Source organism: Stenotrophomonas sp. 10L48 (genome assembly GCF_056395105.1).
In genome coordinates, this window is sequence record NZ_JBFTIX010000008.1 from 135,350 (window position 1) to 153,039 (window position 17,690).

Sequence of the window (17,690 nt, forward strand, 5' to 3'; positions counted from 1 at the left end):
GCTTACCTCCGGTCGGTCTGGGTACGCAGTTGTTGCAGGGTGCTGCCAAGCACGGTGTCATCGGCCTGCAATGGCAGCGAGCGCAGGGCATGGAGTTCAGCACGTTGCGCGCGCAGGTCCGGTGAATCCGGCCAGCGCCGCTGCGCCCAGTGATCGATTCTGTTCAGCGCGGCATCGCGGCCTTTGCCGTCGCCGCGCTCGATCGCTGCGCGGGCCAGGGTCAGTTCCAGCTGCAGCGCCGTATCGATGGTGGCGCGCTCGGCCGACGTCAGCGGGCCGTTCAGGCGGCTCGGGGTGATATCCACGAAGGGCGCCAGCGCGGCCTGCCACCACGGTTTTGCGGTGTTGTTGGCCGGCGTCTGCGCGATCTGCGAAGGCAGGCCCTGCAGGGCCTTGCCCAGCGCGTCCAGGCGTTGCAGTGACAGCACGCGCGGGCCAGCGCCCAACGCATCCAGCGCGTTGCGTTCCTGCACCAGTGCCTGGCGCAGGTTCAGGCCGTCGCTGTCGGGCAGATCGGCCAATGCAGTGGCGGCCAGCGCATACAGCCGGCGTGAGCCTTCCACGTCATCGGCGAAGGCCAGCCGCTGTGCGGCCTGGGTCAGCAGCAGTTCGGCCTCATCGCGCTGGACCGCCTGGCGGCCCTGGTTGGCGCTGTCGGCCAGCTTGGCCAGGTTTTCTTCCAGCAGGGCACTTCGTTGCGACAGGCCCAGCACTTCGTCGCGCAGCACCCGGTTGGTGGTGGCCGCATCCTGCAAGCGCTGGCTGGCAGCACGCTGGTCGCGGCGCAGGGCCTCGACCGTAGCCTCCAGCCCCTTCAGCTGCACGGCGGTGGTCTGCGCCTGCGCCAGCTGGTCGCTCTGCTGCTTCTGCCAATAGTGGTAGCCGGCATAGCCGCCCGCGCCCAGCACCGCCAGCACGGCAAGCGGCAGCAGCCAGCGCATGGGGCGATGGGGCGATGGAGCGGGCGGCAGAGTGTCGTTCATCGGGCTTCCTTGTCGGCGGCAATGCCGGAACAGATCCGGCAGGCAGCGTTGTGCACAGCATCACTGTTGCCGACGACACCGGCAAGCCGCTGCCGGGCGCCTGTTCAGGTCGCTGCCGGGCCGGTGAGCGCAGTGTGTGCAGCGGCCATCAACTGAACGCTGGTAGGGCCCTCGCTGCGCACCACCCGGGTCAGCCCCAGGGCCTGCGCCTGCGCGCCCAGCCGGTCGCTGGCGACCAGCGCGATCGCGTTCGCCCGCAGCCGCTGCTGCCAGTGCCCAGGCAGCTGCTGCCAGAAACGCTGCAATGCCTCGCCACTGCTGATGGCCAGCAGCCAAGGCATCGGAGAACGGGCCAAACGCGCCAGCATGCGCCGTGACAAGCGCAGTGGCAGCCGTCGGTAGACATCAGCGCGGGTGATCTGCGCGCCCGCGGCCTGCAACTCAGCGGCAATCAGGCCCCGGCCTCCCGGTGCGGTCACCAGCCCGATCTGCATGCCCCGCACATCGCCCAGCACCGGCATCGCCAGCAGGCCCTCGCTGTCCATCCGCTGGGGCGCATGGACGTCAGCGACGCCATGGGCCAGCAGGGCACGCGCGGTGCCTTCGCCCACCGTCAGCCACGGGCTGCGCTGCGCCGTCGCCAGCGGTAGCAGGCTGGCCGCTGCGGCCACGGCTGCCGGGCTGGTGAACACCACCCGATCGCTGGTCAGCGCCCGTTGCAGTTGCTGGCGCGCGGCGCTGCCCTGCAGACGCTGCAGCCGCCAGGGCGAAAGCGCGACGGTACGGCCTCCCAGCCCTGCTGCGGCGTGGCGCAGCGCCGCCTGCTGGCCCTGCGGGCGCAGCGAGATCAGGGTCCAGCCAGTGGGTATCGTATGGTTGGCCATTACCGTCATTATGCGGGCCCTTCGTTGTCGTGGTTGCTGCTGATGGCTGTTGATGCCCTGACCTCTTCGCTGGCTGCCCTGCAGGACGTGCTGGACTGCATGCCGGCGGTCCGCGCGATGCAGATCCGCCTGGATGGCTATGCCGACGGCGTGCTGCGCATCACCGCGCCGCTGGTGGCCAACGTCAATGACAAGGGCAATGCGTTCGGCGGCAGCCTGGCCTCGGTGCTGACCCTGTCCGGCTGGGCGCTGGTCAGCCTGCGCCTGCGCCTGGCCGGCCACGACGCCGAGGTCTACGTGGCCGACAGCAACCTGCGCTACCTGGCACCGGTCTATGAAGACCTGCATGCCCATGCCGAAGCGGCCGGAAGCGGCGCCTGGGAGACCTTCCTGGCCACCTTCCGCCAGCGCGGCAAGGCCCGCATCAGCATTGTCGCCACCCAGCCCGGTGCCGACGGCAAGGCCGCGGCCGAATTCAGCGGTCGCTTCGTTGCCTTCGCCAAAGGGTAGGATGGCAGGCTGACGCCCTGCGGAACCCACCGATGCGCCGCCTCATCCAGATCCTCCTGTGTTCCCTGCTGCTGCTCAGCGCCGCCGCCGGCGCTGCCGCCGACGACCTCAGCCGCAAGCAGCGCAAGCTGCTGGAAGAGACCCAGATCGCCTACGGTGCCACCATCCGCTGGGGCAGCATGGACGACGCCATCGCCTATCTGGACCCGCAGCTGCGCAAGACCAAGCCGCCGACCGAGTTCGAGCTCAACCGCTATGCGCAGCTGCGCGTGTCGTCCTACCGCGAGCGCAGCAGCGCATCGCTGGACGGCGGCCAGGTCGAGCGCCGGGTCGAAATCGGGGTGATCAACCAGAACACCCAGGCCGAGCGCACCGTGGTGGTGACCGAGCGCTGGCGCTGGGATCCGGAAGCCAAGCGCTGGTGGCAGAGTGCGGGCCTGCCGGACCTCTGGCAGGGGCAGTGACGGGTCGCGTCCGGCTTGTGCGACAATCGGCGCCCGCTTAATCGACCCGTGACCTGAGTGAATTACGAAGAGTTGCTGGCCTTCGCAGGCCGAAACCCGATGCTGTCCGCGGCCCTGGTCGGCCTGACCGTGGCCCTCATCGTCACCGAAATCCGCCGCCTGTTCCGGGGCTTCAAGGGCATCAAGCCCGCCGAACTGACCCAGCTGATCAACGCGGGCGGCACGGTGGTGGTTGATCTGTCGCCCAGCGCTGATTTCGAAAAGGGCCACATCGCCGGCAGCCGCAGTGCCCAGGCCAGCGCGTTCGGCCCCGAGCACAAGCTGGTGGCCAACGCCAAGCAGGCCCCGGTGGTACTGGTGTGCCGCAGCGGCAACGCGTCCGAGACCGCCGCCAAGGCGCTGAAGAAGGCCGGCTTCGAAAAGGTCTTCGTGCTCGACGGCGGCATCCCCGCGTGGCAGCAGGCAGAACTGCCGCTGGTCAAGGGCCGCAACTGATCGCAGGCGGTGGCGGATGTGGCCTTGTTTGCGCCCTCCGCCGCCCCCATCGCAGTAATTCGACCATCGTTTTCATTGCATTCACTGGAGTTACTGGAAATGTCCGAAGAGACCACCAACGGCGCTGTCGCGCCGGTCGATGCCGCCACCGGCCCCGCGTTCACCGTCGAGAAGATCTACGTCAAGGACGTTTCTTTCGAGTCGCCGAATGCCCCGTCGATCTTCAACGACCAGGTGCAGCCGGAACTGCAGCTCAACCTGAACCAGCAGGTCCAGCGTCTGGGCGAGAATGCCTTTGAAGTCGTGCTGGCCGTGACCCTGACCTGCCAGGCCGGCGAGCGCACCGCGTACGTGGCCGAAGTGAAGCAGGCTGGCGTGTTCGGCCTGGTCGGCTTGGACCCGCAGTCGATCGACGTGCTCCTCGGCACCCAGTGCCCGAACATCCTGTTCCCGTACGTGCGCCAGCTGGTCAGCGACCTGATCCAGGCCGGCGGCTTCCCGCCGTTCTTCCTGCAGCCGATCAACTTCGAAGGCCTGTACGCAGAAACCCTGCGCCAGCGCCAGGAGCAGGGCGACGCACCGTCGCTGGCTGACTCCGAGCCGGCCGGCAACGCCTGATCCCGGCCGCGACGTCACGGATGAGCACTACCGCTGACAAGGTTGCCGTACTCGGCGCCGGTTCCTGGGGAACCGCGCTGGCGACGCTGCTCGCCCGCCACGGTCGCCAGACCGTGCTGTGGGGGCGCGATGCCGCCGTGGTCGAGGCCATCGACCAGCGCCACGAGAATCCGCGTTACCTGCCGGGCATTCCGTTGCCGGAATCGCTGCGCGCCACCACCGACCTCGCGTCGGCGGTGGAAGGTGCCGCCTGGATCCTGGTGGTGACCCCGTCGCATGCATTCGGTGAAACCGTGCGCGCGCTGGCACCGCTGCGTCCGGCCGGTGCCGGTGTGGCCTGGGCCACCAAGGGCTTCGAGCCCGGCTCTGGCCGCTTCCTGCATGAAGTGGCGCGCGAAGTGCTGGGCGAGGACGTGCCGCTGGCCGTTGTCACCGGGCCGTCGTTCGCCAAGGAAGTCACTCTGGGCCTGCCGACCGCGATCACCGTGCACGGCGACGTGCCCGAGTTCGCGCAGACGGTGGCCGAGGCGATGCACGGTCCGGCGTTTCGCGCCTACACCGGCGACGACATGGTCGGTGCCGAGCTGGGCGGTGCGATGAAGAACGTGCTGGCCGTGGCCACCGGCGTGGCCGATGGCATGCAGCTGGGCCTGAACGCCCGTGCCGGCCTGATCACCCGTGGCCTCAACGAGATGCTGCGCCTGGCGGCAGCGATCGGCGCCAAGCCGGAAACGCTGATGGGCCTGGCGGGGCTGGGCGACCTGGTGCTGACCTGCACCGGCGACCTGTCGCGCAACCGCCGCCTGGGCCTGGCCCTGGGCCGCGGGCAGACGCTGCAGGACGCCATCCGCGAAATCGGCCAGGTGGTCGAGTCGGTGCAGACCGCCGACGAGGTGATGCGACAGGCGCGCCGTCATGGCATCGACCTGCCCATCTCCGACCGCGTGCGCGCCGTGCTGCATGGCGAGCAGACCCCGGAAGAAGGATTGCGTGCGCTGTTGGCACGCGAACAGAAACCGGAGTATCCGGATACGCTGTTCAAGTGAATCGAAAAACCCCGGCCCAGCGCCGGGGTTTTTTCTGTGCGTGCGCGAAACCCATCCACGCATGGCGTGGATCTACTGCGGAACCCGCAGCGCCCATCACCGCGACTGCGGCGGCGCGTTGGTGTTGTCCATGTCCGAAAAAATCATCCATGGCCCACCCGCCACCCGCTTCAACGTCAGCGTGAACTTCCCGGTATCGCCTGCGTTGTTGCCGTAGGTGTAGGCACCAATGATGTAACCGGTGGATTCCTCTGCGGCATAGGCCAGCGCACGCAGCCGCAACGGGCTGCTTCCCTGGCCGGCATACGCCGCCTCGATCGCCGCGCGCCCGCGCACGGGCGGCTGGTTGCTCTGCAGGATGAAACCATCCTCGGCGAACAATCCCGCCAACGCCTTCGCATCACCGGTGCGCCACGCCTGTTCGTAATCGCGCAGCACGCGATCCAGCGCGGCGGGCAGGGGGACATCGGCAAGACGCGCGGCGGGCGAGCGTGCGGCGGGCTCCTGCGCAACAACAGGCCCGGCCAGCAACAGGCCACTGAGAAGAATCACGGCAAGTCTTGAACGGCACATACGTCTGCATCCTGGCAGTGATGGAAGGCGTGATTGCCAGAGTATCCACCTTGGCTGGCGGGTAGAATCACGCGGTCGCCGGCTGGGCGAATGGACACAGGACAGGGAATGACGTCTCGAATGATGGGAATGGCAGGGCTGGTCGCGTTGCTGGCCGCGTGCACGCAGGCACCGGCACCGGAAGCAGGCACCGCAGCTGCACCCGCCGCTACTGCTGCGCCGACGGAAGCCCCCGCCGCCACGGCCACGGTGGTCGAGAACGCGCCTTCCGTCGAAGACGGCGTGGACCCGTCGGTGTGGGACAACGAAGGCGAGCCGGAAGGTGAGACCCCCGGCGCCGAACTCACCTGCGCGGACAATCCGCTGGCGACTTATTTCTTCACCCTGGTCGGCGGCAACACCGTGGACGACTGCGGCCGCAAGGACCCGAAGGTGCTGGCCGCGTTCGACGCCCTGATGAAGAACACTGCCACGGCCGAATCGCCCGACAAGAACGTCCCCTCCCTGCGCGAACGCCTGCTGAGCGGTCCCAGCGGGCCTGGCGAATTGATGGTGCTGCAGGGCGAGCCGTGGTGGCTCTACACCGCCTGCCAGGCGCACCAGTGCTCGACCACCGCGCTGGCGATGCTGTATTCGCCGACGCACTCGAAGATGGTCGGCCGCCTTACCACCCGCTGCAACGTGTGGTGGCTGGGCGAGCCGAACGCGGAGCAGCGCGCGCTGATCGAGCGCGAGCGGCCGGTGGACGAGGCGATGCTGAAGGAAGAAGGCGATTCCTGCGAATGACCGGCGGTAACGCCGGAAGATTCTCCGGCGTTACGCCTCAGGCCGCATCCGCGCGCTGACCTGCGCGGTCAGCGCCAGGCACGCCATCATCAAACCCTCCATCACCCGATCGCCCACGTATTCGTCGTCCGGTCCGTTCTGGCGGACGCGCTCGGCCGCCAGCAGCATTTCCAGCGCGATGCGCAGGCCCGCCAGTGCGCAGTCCGCATCGGCCAGCGCCATGCGGCGGCCGGGCATCTGATGACGCTCCGGCCACGGCTGGCCGTCGGCGGCTGCGCCGTTGCCGATACGCGTCAGCGTGGCGATGAAAGCTCTGGGATCGATCGCAGATGCTTGCTCTGATGACGCATCGTCAGCTGCGCGATAGGGATGGGGACGGGGGAATTCCGGTGCAGTCATGGCTGGGGCTCCGTGCAGGACAGACGGTAGCCGCCACACAAAGGTGGCGGGCGGAGACGTGGCTCGAAAACCGGGACAATGAACCGGCAGGCACAAGGCCTCCACGCTCCGCCCGCCGCAGCCGGCAGACGGATTGCCGACCGACGCCACGCGAGGTGGCGTCGGCCGGCAAGCGCAATCACTTCATTGTCGATACGGGTTTTCGAGGCCCGGCCGCCCCAGATGAGGCGGCTCGTCATCTGTACCTGTGCCGACGCGCAGTGCCAATCAGAAGAGTTGCATTCAATGCTTGATGCAAGACGCTTTCGGCATTCTTGCATGCTGTTAAGCCGCCCCAGACGCCGATGGCGCAAGGGCCCTCGGCGATAGAGGAATATGCGACATGGGTCGTGATTGCCAGCGTAGTGGGCTGACACGTCAACGAGGCAATAACGACAGAACTCCGCGATGCGGCGATACAACGTGGTGCTAGTCGAGCTCTATGAGAAAGCGCGTGGCCATGGCAGATGGCACCACAGACGCCCCGACCCGCTTCAGTTCAACCAGCCCATAGCCTTCCATCATCCGAAGGGTACGAGAAAGGCTTGGAACCTTGCGCCCGCAGTGCTCGGACAGTTCGGTGAGCGACCTGGGTTGAAGTTCGCGCAGCAGTCGCAACAGCCGGCGGTTCTCATCGCTCAATACTGCGGCCAGGGAAGACAGGGTGGAGAAGGCTATCGCCCCCTCCGTAACCTGCGGTGGTGCCGATCTGTCCTTTCGTTCTCCACCGATGACACAACGTCGGAAGGTACTTTGGACTGGCGAACGGCACGTATCGGAATCTGTCATCGGTGCGGGATTGCATTGGGACCGATAGATCATGTCTGGCCGAGCACGCGCTGGATTGAACAAACGGCGCATGGATGGCGCAACCGAAGGCTGTGTCTGCTTCCGGCCAGCAGCAGCCGCACGAGGCTCACGATCACGCTTGCCTCACCCGTTCGGGGCAGGCGGGGACCCGAGCCTGCCGGCAGACCAGCGACCTTATCCTTGGAAGGACAACGCAATGAGTACCTCCAACCGCAAGACGGCCAGCTTCGGCGTGCCGTGGGAATCGACCTATGGGTATGTACAGGCCGTGCGCGTGAACAATTCGATCTTCGTGTCGGGCCAGCTCTCGCACACGCCGGAGGGACAGCTGGTGGCACCGGCCGCTCTGGGCGCTGATGGAAAGCCTGCCAACTTCGACACCATGGAAGCGCAGATGAAGCGCACCTACGAGAACGCGCAGGTGTTGTTGGCCGAGCTGGGTGGATCGTTGGCGGATGTGGTTGAGGAAACCCTGTTTGTCATTGATGTGCCTGCGGCGTTCGCCGCCAGCAGCAAGGTCAGGCCTGCCGTCTATGGCCAGCCTGTTCCCCAGGTGGCCAGCAACCTCATCGGGGTTTCCGCGCTCGMCTTCCCCGAACAGTTGATCGAGATCGCGTTCCGCGCTGAAGTGCAGCCGTAGCCGGACCCTGAAGCGAAGGAGCACCCCGCGCTGACATGGAAAGCCCGCGGGCGCATTCACGCCCGCAGGCCTTCCTCACGTTGGCTCCGCAGCTTACATGCCCAGGTCGGACAGCCCCGGGTGATCATCCGGGCGGCGCCCCAGTGGCCAGTGGAACTTGCGTTCGCTGTCCTTGATGGGCATGTCGTTGATGCACGAGAAGCGGCGCTCCATCAGACCATCCGCGCCGAACTCCCAGTTCTCGTTTCCATAGGAGCGGAACCAGTTTCCAGAGTCGTCGCGCCATTCATAGGCGTAGCGCACGGCGATGCGGTTGCCGGTGAATGCCCACAATTCCTTGATCAGGCGGTACTCAAGCTCCTTCTTCCACTTTCGGGCAAGGAACTGCCGGGCTTCCTCGCGGCCGTTGGTGAACTCGGCGCGGTTTCGCCACTGGGTGTCGAGCGAATAGGCAAGCGCCACTTTGTCGGCATCGCGGGAATTCCAGCCATCTTCTGCCAAGCGAACCTTCTGGATCGCCGCTTCGAGAGTGAACGGGGGAAGGGGGGGACGGGGTGCTTCTGCGGACACGGTGGGGCCTCCAGTGGAAATGGATGAACGGGGTACTGCGGCGGGATTTCGGTTACTGCGGCGTTAGCGCGTGGCTTGCTTCAACAACAACTGCGCAACGTCCCTTGCGGTGTCTGCGGCGTCGTAGTCACCCATCACGCGCGATACGGTGATGGCGCCTTCCATCAGAAGCAGGAGCTGCTGCGCCAGAACGGCCGGCTGCGCGATGTTCAGTTGCCCGGTGAGCTCCAGCGTGTAATCGAGCAGTTTCTGCTTGTGGTGCTTGGCGATCCTGCGGATCGGGTCGTGAGAATCGCCGACCTCGCCTGCCGTGTTGATGAAGGCACAGCCGCGATAGCCCTCGGACCTGAACCAACCTTTGAGCACCGTGAACATGCCCAGGATGCGCGCTTCCGGGCTGCCGGCCTTGTCGCATTCCTGCCTGAACCAGTTGAGCCAGCGCACGTCCCGCGCGCTCAGCGCGGCTGCGGCAACCTGGTCCTTGTTTTCAAAGTGTCGGTAAATGCTCTTGCGCGCAACGCCAGAGGTCTTCACCAGCAGATCCATGCCGGTCGCATGTATTCCGTTCTGGTAAATCAGCGCCTCCGCCGTGTCCAGGATCTTCAGTCGGGTGTCGGTCGTTGTCTTATCCATGGCGCCAAGGTAGAACGATCGTTCTACCTTGTCAACCAGCGATTACACATCAGCTCGGCGGCGCAGTTGCCGAAGGCGACCTGCCAGGTAATCCGGACATTTCCAGAACCTGTAGCGCCCGGCCGGGTTGACGAATATCTGCTCGGATTGCATGCACACGCCAGCGTCCACTTTCGGCCAGAAGCTGACATCGCGAGGCCCTCTAGTCGCTTACAGGAGCATTCCTCCTGAGGCCTCAATGCGCTGACCGGTAATCCAATGACTGCCTCCCGCCAGCAGGTTTGCCACGGCCATGCCGATGTCGTCGGGGCGACCCGTACGTCCCATCGCCGTGTGCTGTGCCACATAGTGGTTCACGGCGGCATCGTCGCGCACTGCACCGCCGAAGAAGTCGGTCTCGGTGGCGCCAGGGGCTACGGCGTTGACCGCGATGCCCCTCGGTCCCAGCTCGAGCGCGAGATAGTGGGTGGCGGTTTCCAGTGCGCTCTTCATTGCTGCGTACACCAGGCTGCCCGCAGCCACGTGGCGGGTAAGGCTGGTGGAGATGTTGATGATGGCGCCGCCATCGGCCAGCTGCGGCGCCAGCAACTGGGTCAGCAGCAGTGGCGCTTTGAAATGCACGCGGTACAGCAGGTCGATGTCATCGCCGCGGATCTCACCGAACGCCGATGGTGCGTGCAGCCCTGCATTGTTCACCAGCTGTTGGAAGTACGATGCACCCCAGCGCTGCAATTGTGCCCGCACAGCCGATACGAAGGTCTCCAGTGATCCAACCGCATCCAGATCCAGCGGCAGCATCGCGGCGCGTACGCCATAGGCTTCGATCTGGCGCAGGGTTTCGGCGGCCTGAACCTGCTGATGCTGGTAGGTAATCATCACGTCGCTACCCTGCCTGGCCAAGTGGAGGGCAATGCTGCGGCCAATGCCGCGGCTGCCGCCGGTAACCAGGGCGATGGTGCGCGGAGTGTGTACGCTGTTCATGGTGGCTTTGTCTCGTGAAACGGAGCGTGACATGCTGCGCCCACGGTGCCGTCCGCACTTGCCCAATTGCACACGATCCTTGCCCGATTTCCCTGCTACCTGTGATCGCCAAGCCCCGCTGCGTGCATTAGCGCTGCAGGCGCAGGCGGTGCTGCGCGCACGCAGCCTGGACGCGGAGCCGCTGCTGGAACTTCTGCCCGGCGCTTGGCTGGCGCGTACAGGATCAACGCGCGCTCCGGCCCCGGCTCTGTACCGTCCCGCGGTGGCGGCGGTGCTACAGGGGGCCAAACAGGTATGGGTGGGCGATGCGGTGCTGGAATATCGCGCCGGCGATGCACTACTCACCCGTCAGCCCGTTCCCGCTCGCGGGATGGCCGCCCGGGGCAACCACCAGACGCATTTTCTGGGGCTGGTGGTGGAGTTGGACACCGTCTTGTTGCGACAGTTGCTGAGCCAGTTGGGCAACCCACCGACAGGCCAAGCGCCTCATCCTGCGCCATTCAGTGTGGTAGCGCTGGATTCACCCGTACTGAGCTGTCTGCTGCGTCTGCTGGAGCTGGCCCTCGACACGCCCGACGCCCAGCGGCTGCTGTGGCCTGCCCTGCAGCGTGAGCTGCTGTTTCGTCTGTTGCAGGGTGAAGCAGGGCCAGCACTGCTGGCGATGGCCCAGCCATCTCCCTTGGCACGGCGGATGGCGGGCGCGATTCGCACCCTGCAACGCAGCTTCCGGCAACCGCTTGATGCGGCCGCGCTGGCCAGCCGTGCAGGCATGGGCAGCGCGCTGTTCTATCGGCATTTCCGTGCGGCAACGGGCCTGTCACCGCTGCAGTACCAGAAGCAGCTGCGCCTGATCGAGGCACGTCGCCTGCTGCAGGGGGGCGGCACCAGCATCTCCGCCACCGCGTTCGCCGTGGGCTACGAGAGCCCTTCTCAGTTCAGCCGCGAGTTCAGTCGGCTGTTCGGCCACGCACCGCGCGAGGCTCTCCCGCTGATCGCTCGATGAGTATCAGCCTTGCTCGGCCACTTGGCGCTGCAGCATCGCGATTCCGGCTTCCAGCGTAACCGCCGGCCGATAGCGAAGCTCGCTGCGTGCACGGCTGTCATCCAGCGTGACCTCCACCGCTGAAGATGCGAACTCCTGGCGGGTCATTGGCGCACGCAGAGGCAGCCGCAGTCTGCGGAACAGGTCATCCAGTCCGATGAAAACACGCAGCAGCGCACGCGGCACCTGTTTTTCAGGCGGTTGTACGCCATAAGCCAGCAACTGAGCGCCAATCAGACGGCGGAACGGCACGGGCGCACCATCGCAGATGTGGTAGACACGGCCGCCCGCACCGCGCGTCAAGGCGCAGCAGACCGCTTCAGCCAGGTTGTCCACGTGGGTGGACGAGGTGAGGTAGTGCCCGCCGTCGATCCAGGCGAAGCGGCCGCTGCGTACGGCCTGCAGCAAGTAGGGCATAGCGGTCGTGTTGTCGCGGCCCCAGACAAATCTTGGTCGCAGCACCTTCACTGCGAAATGCGGTGTGGACAGCGCGATCGCCACCCGTTCTGCTTCAGCCTTGCTCGCGCCGTAGATGCCTGCTGCGCGCGCCGGATACTGATGGTTCTCGCGCGCCTGATGCAAAGGCGCACCGGTGGTCAGTGCCGATTCGCTGCTCAGCACGATCGCCACCGACACACCCGCAGTACGGGCGGCCGTCAGCACGTTGCGGGTGCCTTCCACGTTGGTCTGCCACTGGCTGGGTGAAGCATTTCGGTGGTCGGTGTCGGCGGCCGCGTGGATCAGCGCGGCGCAGCCCTCCATCGCCAAAGCGATGTCGGGGTCCAGCAGATCGCCGTGTACCGGCTGGGCGCCCAGCGCCTGTACCACCGCCGCCGCCTGGGGGCTGCGCACCAGCGCACGCACGTGGTGACCGTCTGCACACAGGCGGCGAATCAGATTGCGGCCCACGTAGCCGCTTCCTCCGGTCAGGAAGAGGGTGGAAGAACTCATCAGGGTTACCTCGGGGGAGAGAACGGGTTCAGCGCGGCGGCGTCTCGATCAACGCGCCAATGTCCTGCAGCAGCTGCTGCCGCTGCGCGGCCGGCCACTGCACGTAGTCCAGCGACTCCAGCAGCTTCATACCCTCCAGCGCGAGGTATGCCAGCAACGCGCTGCGTGGGTGCGTGGCCTGCTGCTGGATCTCGGCCAGGATCTGCGCCTGGTTGTGCTGGATGGGTGCGCGCAGCTGTGGATCTTGGGCCATGGCCGCGCACAGCGCCAAGGCCACCGGCTGGAATGCCTCGGGAAAGGGCTGGGCCGCTGCGGCAATACGACCGCGCAGCAGCGCATCCTGGTTGAACCCCTTGGCCGCCTCGCGGTTGAAGGCGTTGTCGCGGGCCACCGCACGTTCGACCACGGCCTGGATGAGACCGGCCTTGGACTGGAAGTCGTAGACCACCGAGGCCTTGCTGACCCCGGCTTCGGCGGCCACCGCATCCAACGTCAGGCGCGCCGCCCCCACCTGGGCGACAACGCGCTCGGCAGCATCAAGGAGCTGCTGCGGATCAATACTTTTGCGACGGCCCATCACCGGATTCCATATTTAACCATCCGGTCGATTATAAATATGGATGCGATGGTGTAAAGCCCTCTGGGCGGCCTACAGCGCGTCGTAGAGTGCGCCAGCGCCTGCTGCATCCACTGCTGGATGTTCGCTTCGCGCTGCCGGTGGCGCGCTCGACCGGCAGCCGTCACTTGCGCCGGTCGTCGGTTGCCTCCTGCTTGTCCACGTAGCCAGCACCTACAAGACCTTTCAGCAGCTGGGTCACGGCCGCAGTGGAGGTTTCGGTGCCCTCTGTCTTCAACCTGACGTGCGATGGAGCATCAGCAGGAAGAGCAAGCTCCGCGTGAGCGTGCGCAACTGCTGCAGCAGGCGATCATTTCGGGGAACGCCTACTTCGACGAGAGCGGCTCGACGGATATCGAGCGGCGCCGCAAGACGGCGCTGTTGTATCGGGCAACGCTGGAAATCAAGCTCTGAACGGTCATCGACGATCGGCGCGACCACGAGACCAAGGAGATGGCCTGACCTGCGCAATGTCTGCATTCGGACAGATCGGTCGTTCACCTCCCGCAGGGGGCCCGAGTGTCCGCCACGACCAAGCCTGAAAAGGCCGCAATCACCCTCGCATCAACCTACACAACGGTTCCATGGGATGATGCGGTGCCCACCGGACGAGCGACCATGCAGAAGCTGACGGACCCCAATCTGCTGGACGACATCGCCGAGATTGGTCGAATCCAGGCCGTGCCGCGAATCCTGGAGACCGTCGCCCACATCACGGGCTCACGATTCACGGCCATTGCCCGCGTGACCCAGACAACCTGGACCGCGTGCGCCACCTTCGACACCCTGGGGTTCGGGCTGGTTCCCGGTGGCCAACTGGTGCTTGAGACCACCATCTGTGACGAGATCAGGCAGTCGGCGACGTCAGTTGTATTTGCGCATGCAAGCGAGCACCCGATTTACTCCCAGCATCACACGCCACGGATCTACGGGCTTGAGAGCTATGCGTCCGTTCCCATCCATCGGCCAGACGGGAGCTTCTTCGGCACGCTCTGCGCGATTGATTCGGCACCGGCCAACTTCGACATAGCCCACGTCCAACGCTCCATGGAACTGCTGGCCGACCTGGTAGGAAGTTACCTCGACAAGGAAGATCGCCTTGTGCGAGCGGAAACGGCGCTCTCCGACGCGCATCGTGTCGCCGACCTGCGCGACCAGTTCATTGCCGTGCTGGGTCATGACCTGCGCAGTCCGCTGCAGGCCATCAGCATCGCCGCAGATTCGCTGGCATGTGAGGCGGGCACTGAGCGCCAGCAACGGATGCTCGCGCACATCACCTCCGGCGTTGCCAGAATGGACGGACTGATCAACGACGTGCTTGATTTCGCCAGGGGACGTCTGGGCGGCGGCATTCCCATCGCGCTGCAGCTGACAAGCACGCTGGAAGAAGACCTGAAGCGGGTTGTGGAAGAGGTGGAAATCGCCACTGGCCGCCAGGACATCAAGGTCCACATAAAGATAGACGACGACGTGGTCTGCGACCCGAGCAGATTGGCACAGCTCCTGGCCAACCTGCTCACCAATGCAGCGGTACACGGAGAGCGCTCGTCCCCGATTACGCTGACCGTCCACTCCGAGCCGGAAATGCTCACGCTCGACGTACACAACGAGGGACACATTCCATCAGCGAGGTTGGACGCGATTTTCAGCCCATTCTCACGTGAAAAGAGTGAGCGTCCGCGGCCGGGTCTCGGCCTCGGCATCTACATTGCGTCGGAGATCGCGCGGTCCCATGGCGGCACGTTGGAGGTGGAGTCCAGTGCGGCCGCCGGCACCTTGTTCACGTTCAAGATGCCCAGGCTGGAGCTTCCGTAGCGGTCTGCCGCGACCACGTCCGCAGCCTTCAACCGGGTTTCATTTGCGGGCGTGTCGCGCGTCTTTTTCATCCACGTCCTTCGCAGCCGCGCGACTCTGCGCGAACTCCGGGAACGTTTCTTCGATCGAATCCTTGTCCGGCAGCACGTAGAACACGCCGCCTTTCTCGAACGTGGGATGCACGATCTGCTCGTAGAACCCGGGCGAGACATTGATGCAGCCGTGGGTGACACGGTTGTCGTCCGGCGTGGCCGATGCCAGTCGTTCGCTGCGCTTCTCTTTCGGGGTGCCCGGGGGAAGCGGGTGCATTGAAACGGCGGAATCGTAGTCCACCCACAGCACGCGTCCGGCGTCCTCGGACGGGCCATAGGCGCCAATGAAACGACCCGCCGGGGTGGTGCGGTCGTGGCCGGGAATCGCGCTCAGTGCGAGCTTGGCGACGCCGGGTGCCGAGTGATCGCCGATGGCCGAACCAAACAGCGCTGGCGCTGCGCCGCGCAGCTTGCCGTCACCGCCGAAGACCAGGACCTGCGCAGCCGCCTTGTCCATGATCGCGAACGGATAGCCCTGGTTGTCCTTGCTGGCCACGACCCAGCCGGCCAGTTCAATCACCGTATCGGACACTTCCTGGCCCTGCGGAAGTTCATCGGCGGCGGTCGCCGTTTCCGTGGGTGCGTCCTTGGCTTCCTTGGCGTTCCTGGCGCTGGCTGCGCCGGTTCCTGCCAGTGCCAGCGCGATGGCCAGCGTGGCCGATACGGCCCGGCGTGCAGGGAGTGAGTACGTACGAATGGGACGGCTCCTTCGGATGACGACCGAGAGGCTGAAAGACACCAGTGGCCGGTGAAGGCCACTGGTGTCTGGTTCAAGCGTTCATCAAAGTGGGTGGAGAGCGGTTACCCGCGCGGCTTGCGGCCGGGGACCCTTTCGAGCTGCTGCACGCGGCCTTCGATCTGATCCAGACGCTGGTTGGCCTGCTGTGCAGACTGGTTGGCGGATTCGGCGCTCTGCGCCGCGCCCTGCACCTTCACGTCGAGCTGGTCGAGACGCGAGTTGATCGTTGCAAATTCGTCTTTGTAGGTGGCGCAAGCACCGAGGCTTACGGTAGCAACGATGGCTACGGTGACGGCACGTGCCGCGTTGATTTGCTGCTTGGTCAGGAACATTCCACTCCCTCCTTCGTCTGGGGAGTCTGGAATATAGCGGCGTTTGTTCCCGCCGCTGCGAAGTGCTTTCAGCTGCAGTTGGAAGACGTGGATGGCCTGTGAAGGTCGGGCAATCAGCAATCCTTAACAAGCGGGAACAAGCGAGCTCTGCCGCATCGGTTGATGTCCTTGTGCCACTTCGATCTCCCCAATTCATAAGCCTGAAGCCGACTCATGGTGTTCCTCTCGATGGGCGCCGATGAGCGTGGCGCAACAACATCGACGCGGGCACCGCGGTTTCGTGTGTGCAGGCCTCATGGCGCAGGGCGATCAGGTCGAAGATGCAAGCGCTCTTCGCGCGGCATGGATGGTTGCGACGGGTCGCCTAGATGCGGACTACGAGGAGCGAAGGTGATATGGCGCGGGCACGAAATCAGGAGTGACTCATCATTGATGAAAACCGCCTAAGGTTAGATTCAATGCGTTGATCTACGTCCCGAGCTTCGCAGGCCCATATGTCGGAAAGCACCGGATACTCTGAATGGACGTCTCAGGGAGAAATGCTCTCCCATCAAGGTGGACGAACGGCCCGTCAGTCTCGGTCAGAACGCCATCAGGTGGCATGAGCTGCACTAACTTACGTCCTCTTTCACTCAGTAGCATGGCTGGCCCAATCGAGAACCGGTAGGCCATTTCTACAGCACGCGCGAGCTCACGCTTGCTTCCGGAGAAGCAGTGAAGAGTCGGCCAACCCGCCTCTGGCTGACGCTCAAGAGCATCTGGCGCAGATGACATTCAACCCGCGGTGCGACCTTCCGGCGTGCTCGCTCGGATAGTGGGAAGTTCACTAGCAGACGCGTGCTTGCCAATCTGAAGAGCCAAGTCGCCGGCGAACAAGCAGGCAGCACATAGAAAAGTGTATTGCGCTACACGCGCGATCTTGGCTTTAATTGGCAGTCCTCGAATTTTCATCCTGTGTTGACAGAACAGGGCGACCGCACAATATATGGTCCAGAAGCCCAAAATTATGCAGACGAGTGCGCCCGCGATTTTCGTGAAATTGTCCAGCCCGCTGCCCAGCAAAGCGTGAGAGGCCGCAATGACGGCCAAGCCCAGCGTTACTCCCTTGGTCAGTTCTATCTGGTCTTTGATGTTAACGAAAAATCGCTCATTCTTCTCTAGGGCCTCTACCTCTCGGGGCGTCTGTGTTACCGGGGGGGGCTGGACTGGCAAGGGTTCGGTCCTGTATGTCATTCACTCGTTCCTAACTGTCGTTTGTTGACTACTATCGGCGCGACGGGCGCAAATCTTGAGATGACAGCTGATTGGGTGACCCATGTCACTCTCGATAGTGCGAATCTAGGAAGCCCGCTAGGTCACCCATGTGGTCCTCCACATAATAATGGTGCCCCTGGCCCGGCTCGAACCGGCATTTGCCACCCATCTGGCGCTGACGGGATATGAATCCGCTGCTCTGCTAATTGAGCTACAGGGGTGTGATCGTTGCGATCACGCCGGTGCCGCCCTCAGAAGCGGTAATGGACAGGAATACTCAGGGATGCACCTTTAGAATCATCCATCCTTTCACTTGGAGAGGTGGTTCTCAAGGCATCCGGTCCTGATGTCGCGCCGACACCACGCGCGCTGGTTGATTCCAGCGCGCTTCGTGCGGCGTGAATGGTCGCGACCGGCC

The 17,690-nt window shown here is 64.8% G+C and carries 24 protein-coding genes; 11 read left to right on the top strand and 13 right to left on the bottom strand.

Features of this window, described 5'->3' with window-relative positions; all coding sequences use genetic code 11:
- Positions 1-2: 2 nt before the first annotated feature.
- Complete coding sequence (locus tag AC1DCU_RS14740) at positions 3-983, bottom strand: uroporphyrinogen-III C-methyltransferase (RefSeq protein ID WP_032978031.1); 981 nt, start codon at positions 981-983, stop codon at positions 3-5.
- A 104-nt stretch (positions 984-1,087) separates the two neighbouring features.
- Positions 1,088-1,876: a uroporphyrinogen-III synthase gene (locus AC1DCU_RS14745; protein WP_032978034.1), complete on the bottom strand. Its 789-nt coding sequence runs from the start codon at positions 1,874-1,876 to the stop codon at positions 1,088-1,090.
- Between the two features lie 33 nt (positions 1,877-1,909).
- Here AC1DCU_RS14745 and AC1DCU_RS14750 point away from each other — a divergent pair, with 33 nt between their 5' ends.
- The 5 genes from AC1DCU_RS14750 to AC1DCU_RS14770 all read left to right on the top strand — a co-directional run bounded on the left by AC1DCU_RS14750 (position 1,910) and on the right by AC1DCU_RS14770 (position 5,000).
- Complete coding sequence (locus AC1DCU_RS14750; RefSeq protein WP_032951885.1) at positions 1,910-2,377, top strand: YiiD C-terminal domain-containing protein; 468 nt, start codon at positions 1,910-1,912, stop codon at positions 2,375-2,377.
- Between the two features lie 32 nt (positions 2,378-2,409).
- Positions 2,410-2,841: a hypothetical protein gene (locus AC1DCU_RS14755; protein WP_080150286.1), complete on the top strand. Its 432-nt coding sequence runs from the start codon at positions 2,410-2,412 to the stop codon at positions 2,839-2,841.
- A 57-nt stretch (positions 2,842-2,898) separates the two neighbouring features.
- Positions 2,899-3,336, top strand: a complete 438-nt coding sequence (locus AC1DCU_RS14760) for a rhodanese-like domain-containing protein (RefSeq protein ID WP_025875933.1) — start codon at positions 2,899-2,901, stop codon at positions 3,334-3,336.
- Positions 3,337-3,435: 99 nt separating this feature from the next.
- The gene (gene secB / locus AC1DCU_RS14765; protein ID WP_025875931.1) at positions 3,436-3,954 is read left to right on the top strand and encodes a protein-export chaperone SecB; all 519 of its coding nucleotides are present in this window, start codon (positions 3,436-3,438) and stop codon (positions 3,952-3,954) included.
- Between the two features lie 20 nt (positions 3,955-3,974).
- Complete coding sequence (locus AC1DCU_RS14770) at positions 3,975-5,000, top strand: NAD(P)H-dependent glycerol-3-phosphate dehydrogenase (RefSeq protein WP_032978039.1); 1,026 nt, start codon at positions 3,975-3,977, stop codon at positions 4,998-5,000.
- 96 nt (positions 5,001-5,096) lie between these two features.
- Here AC1DCU_RS14770 and AC1DCU_RS14775 read toward each other — a convergent pair whose 3' ends face one another.
- Positions 5,097-5,552 (bottom strand): YybH family protein, encoded by a 456-nt coding sequence (locus tag AC1DCU_RS14775; RefSeq protein ID WP_442251499.1) that lies wholly within the window; start codon positions 5,550-5,552, stop codon positions 5,097-5,099.
- Between the two features lie 129 nt (positions 5,553-5,681).
- On the opposite strand from AC1DCU_RS14775, the gene AC1DCU_RS14780 reads away from it, so the two are divergent.
- A complete protein-coding gene (locus AC1DCU_RS14780) occupies positions 5,682-6,359 on the top strand; it encodes a hypothetical protein (RefSeq protein ID WP_442251500.1) in 678 nt (225 codons plus the stop codon).
- 30 nt (positions 6,360-6,389) lie between these two features.
- On the opposite strand, the gene AC1DCU_RS14785 is transcribed toward AC1DCU_RS14780, so the two are convergent.
- Together AC1DCU_RS14785 and AC1DCU_RS14790 are read right to left on the bottom strand one after the other, a co-directional pair.
- Positions 6,390-6,758, bottom strand: a complete 369-nt coding sequence (locus tag AC1DCU_RS14785) for a hypothetical protein (RefSeq protein WP_442251501.1) — start codon at positions 6,756-6,758, stop codon at positions 6,390-6,392.
- A gap of 468 nt (positions 6,759-7,226) precedes the next feature.
- Positions 7,227-7,658 carry an HVO_A0114 family putative DNA-binding protein gene (locus AC1DCU_RS14790; protein ID WP_309598830.1) on the bottom strand — a complete coding sequence of 144 codons (432 nt, stop codon included), beginning with the start codon at positions 7,656-7,658 and terminating at the stop codon, positions 7,227-7,229.
- 145 nt (positions 7,659-7,803) lie between these two features.
- On the opposite strand from AC1DCU_RS14790, the gene AC1DCU_RS14795 reads away from it, so the two are divergent.
- Positions 7,804-8,247 (top strand): RidA family protein, encoded by a 444-nt coding sequence (locus AC1DCU_RS14795; RefSeq protein WP_478014202.1) that lies wholly within the window; start codon positions 7,804-7,806, stop codon positions 8,245-8,247.
- A 93-nt stretch (positions 8,248-8,340) separates the two neighbouring features.
- Here AC1DCU_RS14795 and AC1DCU_RS14800 read toward each other — a convergent pair whose 3' ends face one another.
- From AC1DCU_RS14800 to AC1DCU_RS14810, 3 genes are all read right to left on the bottom strand, one after another.
- A complete protein-coding gene (locus AC1DCU_RS14800) occupies positions 8,341-8,817 on the bottom strand; it encodes a nuclear transport factor 2 family protein (protein WP_154879023.1) in 477 nt (158 codons plus the stop codon).
- A 63-nt stretch (positions 8,818-8,880) separates the two neighbouring features.
- Entirely contained in the window at positions 8,881-9,450 is a 570-nt protein-coding gene (locus tag AC1DCU_RS14805) for a TetR/AcrR family transcriptional regulator (RefSeq protein WP_442251503.1), read from the bottom strand.
- Positions 9,451-9,660: 210 nt separating this feature from the next.
- Positions 9,661-10,431, bottom strand: a complete 771-nt coding sequence (locus AC1DCU_RS14810) for an SDR family NAD(P)-dependent oxidoreductase (RefSeq protein WP_478013555.1) — start codon at positions 10,429-10,431, stop codon at positions 9,661-9,663.
- Here AC1DCU_RS14810 and AC1DCU_RS14815 point away from each other — a divergent pair.
- Complete coding sequence (locus AC1DCU_RS14815) at positions 10,415-11,434, top strand: AraC family transcriptional regulator (protein ID WP_442251505.1); 1,020 nt, start codon at positions 10,415-10,417, stop codon at positions 11,432-11,434. The genes AC1DCU_RS14810 and AC1DCU_RS14815 overlap by 17 nt on opposite strands.
- A gap of 3 nt (positions 11,435-11,437) precedes the next feature.
- On the opposite strand, the gene AC1DCU_RS14820 is transcribed toward AC1DCU_RS14815, so the two are convergent.
- Positions 11,438-12,424 (bottom strand): NAD-dependent epimerase/dehydratase family protein, encoded by a 987-nt coding sequence (locus AC1DCU_RS14820; protein ID WP_442251506.1) that lies wholly within the window; start codon positions 12,422-12,424, stop codon positions 11,438-11,440.
- A gap of 28 nt (positions 12,425-12,452) precedes the next feature.
- Positions 12,453-13,001 carry a TetR/AcrR family transcriptional regulator gene (locus AC1DCU_RS14825; protein ID WP_025875904.1) on the bottom strand — a complete coding sequence of 183 codons (549 nt, stop codon included), beginning with the start codon at positions 12,999-13,001 and terminating at the stop codon, positions 12,453-12,455.
- Between the two features lie 288 nt (positions 13,002-13,289).
- On the opposite strand from AC1DCU_RS14825, the gene AC1DCU_RS14830 reads away from it, so the two are divergent.
- Positions 13,290-13,454, top strand: a complete 165-nt coding sequence (locus AC1DCU_RS14830; RefSeq protein ID WP_442251507.1) for a hypothetical protein — start codon at positions 13,290-13,292, stop codon at positions 13,452-13,454.
- 105 nt (positions 13,455-13,559) lie between these two features.
- Positions 13,560-14,855 (top strand): GAF domain-containing sensor histidine kinase, encoded by a 1,296-nt coding sequence (locus AC1DCU_RS14835; RefSeq protein ID WP_442251508.1) that lies wholly within the window; start codon positions 13,560-13,562, stop codon positions 14,853-14,855.
- 39 nt (positions 14,856-14,894) lie between these two features.
- Here AC1DCU_RS14835 and AC1DCU_RS14840 read toward each other — a convergent pair whose 3' ends face one another.
- The 3 genes from AC1DCU_RS14840 to AC1DCU_RS14850 all read right to left on the bottom strand — a co-directional run bounded on the left by AC1DCU_RS14840 (position 14,895) and on the right by AC1DCU_RS14850 (position 16,792).
- Positions 14,895-15,593, bottom strand: a complete 699-nt coding sequence (locus tag AC1DCU_RS14840) for a hypothetical protein (protein WP_032978312.1) — start codon at positions 15,591-15,593, stop codon at positions 14,895-14,897.
- 155 nt (positions 15,594-15,748) lie between these two features.
- Entirely contained in the window at positions 15,749-16,018 is a 270-nt protein-coding gene (locus tag AC1DCU_RS14845) for a hypothetical protein (RefSeq protein WP_025875897.1), read from the bottom strand.
- Between the two features lie 468 nt (positions 16,019-16,486).
- On the bottom strand, positions 16,487-16,792 hold the full coding sequence (locus tag AC1DCU_RS14850) for a TatD family hydrolase (RefSeq protein WP_442251509.1): 306 nt from the start codon (positions 16,790-16,792) through the stop codon (positions 16,487-16,489).
- Positions 16,793-16,918: 126 nt separating this feature from the next.
- Here AC1DCU_RS14850 and AC1DCU_RS14855 point away from each other — a divergent pair, with 126 nt between their 5' ends.
- The gene (locus tag AC1DCU_RS14855) at positions 16,919-17,179 is read left to right on the top strand and encodes a hypothetical protein (protein ID WP_442251510.1); all 261 of its coding nucleotides are present in this window, start codon (positions 16,919-16,921) and stop codon (positions 17,177-17,179) included.
- Positions 17,180-17,690: the final 511 nt, after the last annotated feature.

Coding starts and splice junctions, on each gene's coding strand:
- AC1DCU_RS14785 (WP_442251501.1), bottom strand. CDS start 6,758: ATGACTGCACCGGAATTCCCCCGTCCCCATCCCTATCGCGCAGCTGAC.
- AC1DCU_RS14805 (WP_442251503.1), bottom strand. CDS start 9,450: ATGGATAAGACAACGACCGACACCCGACTGAAGATCCTGGACACGGCG.
- AC1DCU_RS14790 (WP_309598830.1), bottom strand. CDS start 7,658: ATGCGCCGTTTGTTCAATCCAGCGCGTGCTCGGCCAGACATGATCTAT.
- AC1DCU_RS14810 (WP_478013555.1), bottom strand. CDS start 10,431: ATGAACAGCGTACACACTCCGCGCACCATCGCCCTGGTTACCGGCGGC.
- AC1DCU_RS14825 (WP_025875904.1), bottom strand. CDS start 13,001: ATGGGCCGTCGCAAAAGTATTGATCCGCAGCAGCTCCTTGATGCTGCC.
- AC1DCU_RS14770 (WP_032978039.1), top strand. CDS start 3,975: ATGAGCACTACCGCTGACAAGGTTGCCGTACTCGGCGCCGGTTCCTGG.
- AC1DCU_RS14750 (WP_032951885.1), top strand. CDS start 1,910: ATGGCTGTTGATGCCCTGACCTCTTCGCTGGCTGCCCTGCAGGACGTG.
- AC1DCU_RS14845 (WP_025875897.1), bottom strand. CDS start 16,018: ATGTTCCTGACCAAGCAGCAAATCAACGCGGCACGTGCCGTCACCGTA.
- AC1DCU_RS14820 (WP_442251506.1), bottom strand. CDS start 12,424: ATGAGTTCTTCCACCCTCTTCCTGACCGGAGGAAGCGGCTACGTGGGC.
- AC1DCU_RS14745 (WP_032978034.1), bottom strand. CDS start 1,876: ATGACGGTAATGGCCAACCATACGATACCCACTGGCTGGACCCTGATC.
- secB (WP_025875931.1), top strand. CDS start 3,436: ATGTCCGAAGAGACCACCAACGGCGCTGTCGCGCCGGTCGATGCCGCC.
- AC1DCU_RS14755 (WP_080150286.1), top strand. CDS start 2,410: ATGCGCCGCCTCATCCAGATCCTCCTGTGTTCCCTGCTGCTGCTCAGC.
- AC1DCU_RS14850 (WP_442251509.1), bottom strand. CDS start 16,792: ATGTCATCTGCGCCAGATGCTCTTGAGCGTCAGCCAGAGGCGGGTTGG.
- AC1DCU_RS14830 (WP_442251507.1), top strand. CDS start 13,290: ATGGAGCATCAGCAGGAAGAGCAAGCTCCGCGTGAGCGTGCGCAACTG.
- AC1DCU_RS14740 (WP_032978031.1), bottom strand. CDS start 983: ATGAACGACACTCTGCCGCCCGCTCCATCGCCCCATCGCCCCATGCGC.
- AC1DCU_RS14780 (WP_442251500.1), top strand. CDS start 5,682: ATGACGTCTCGAATGATGGGAATGGCAGGGCTGGTCGCGTTGCTGGCC.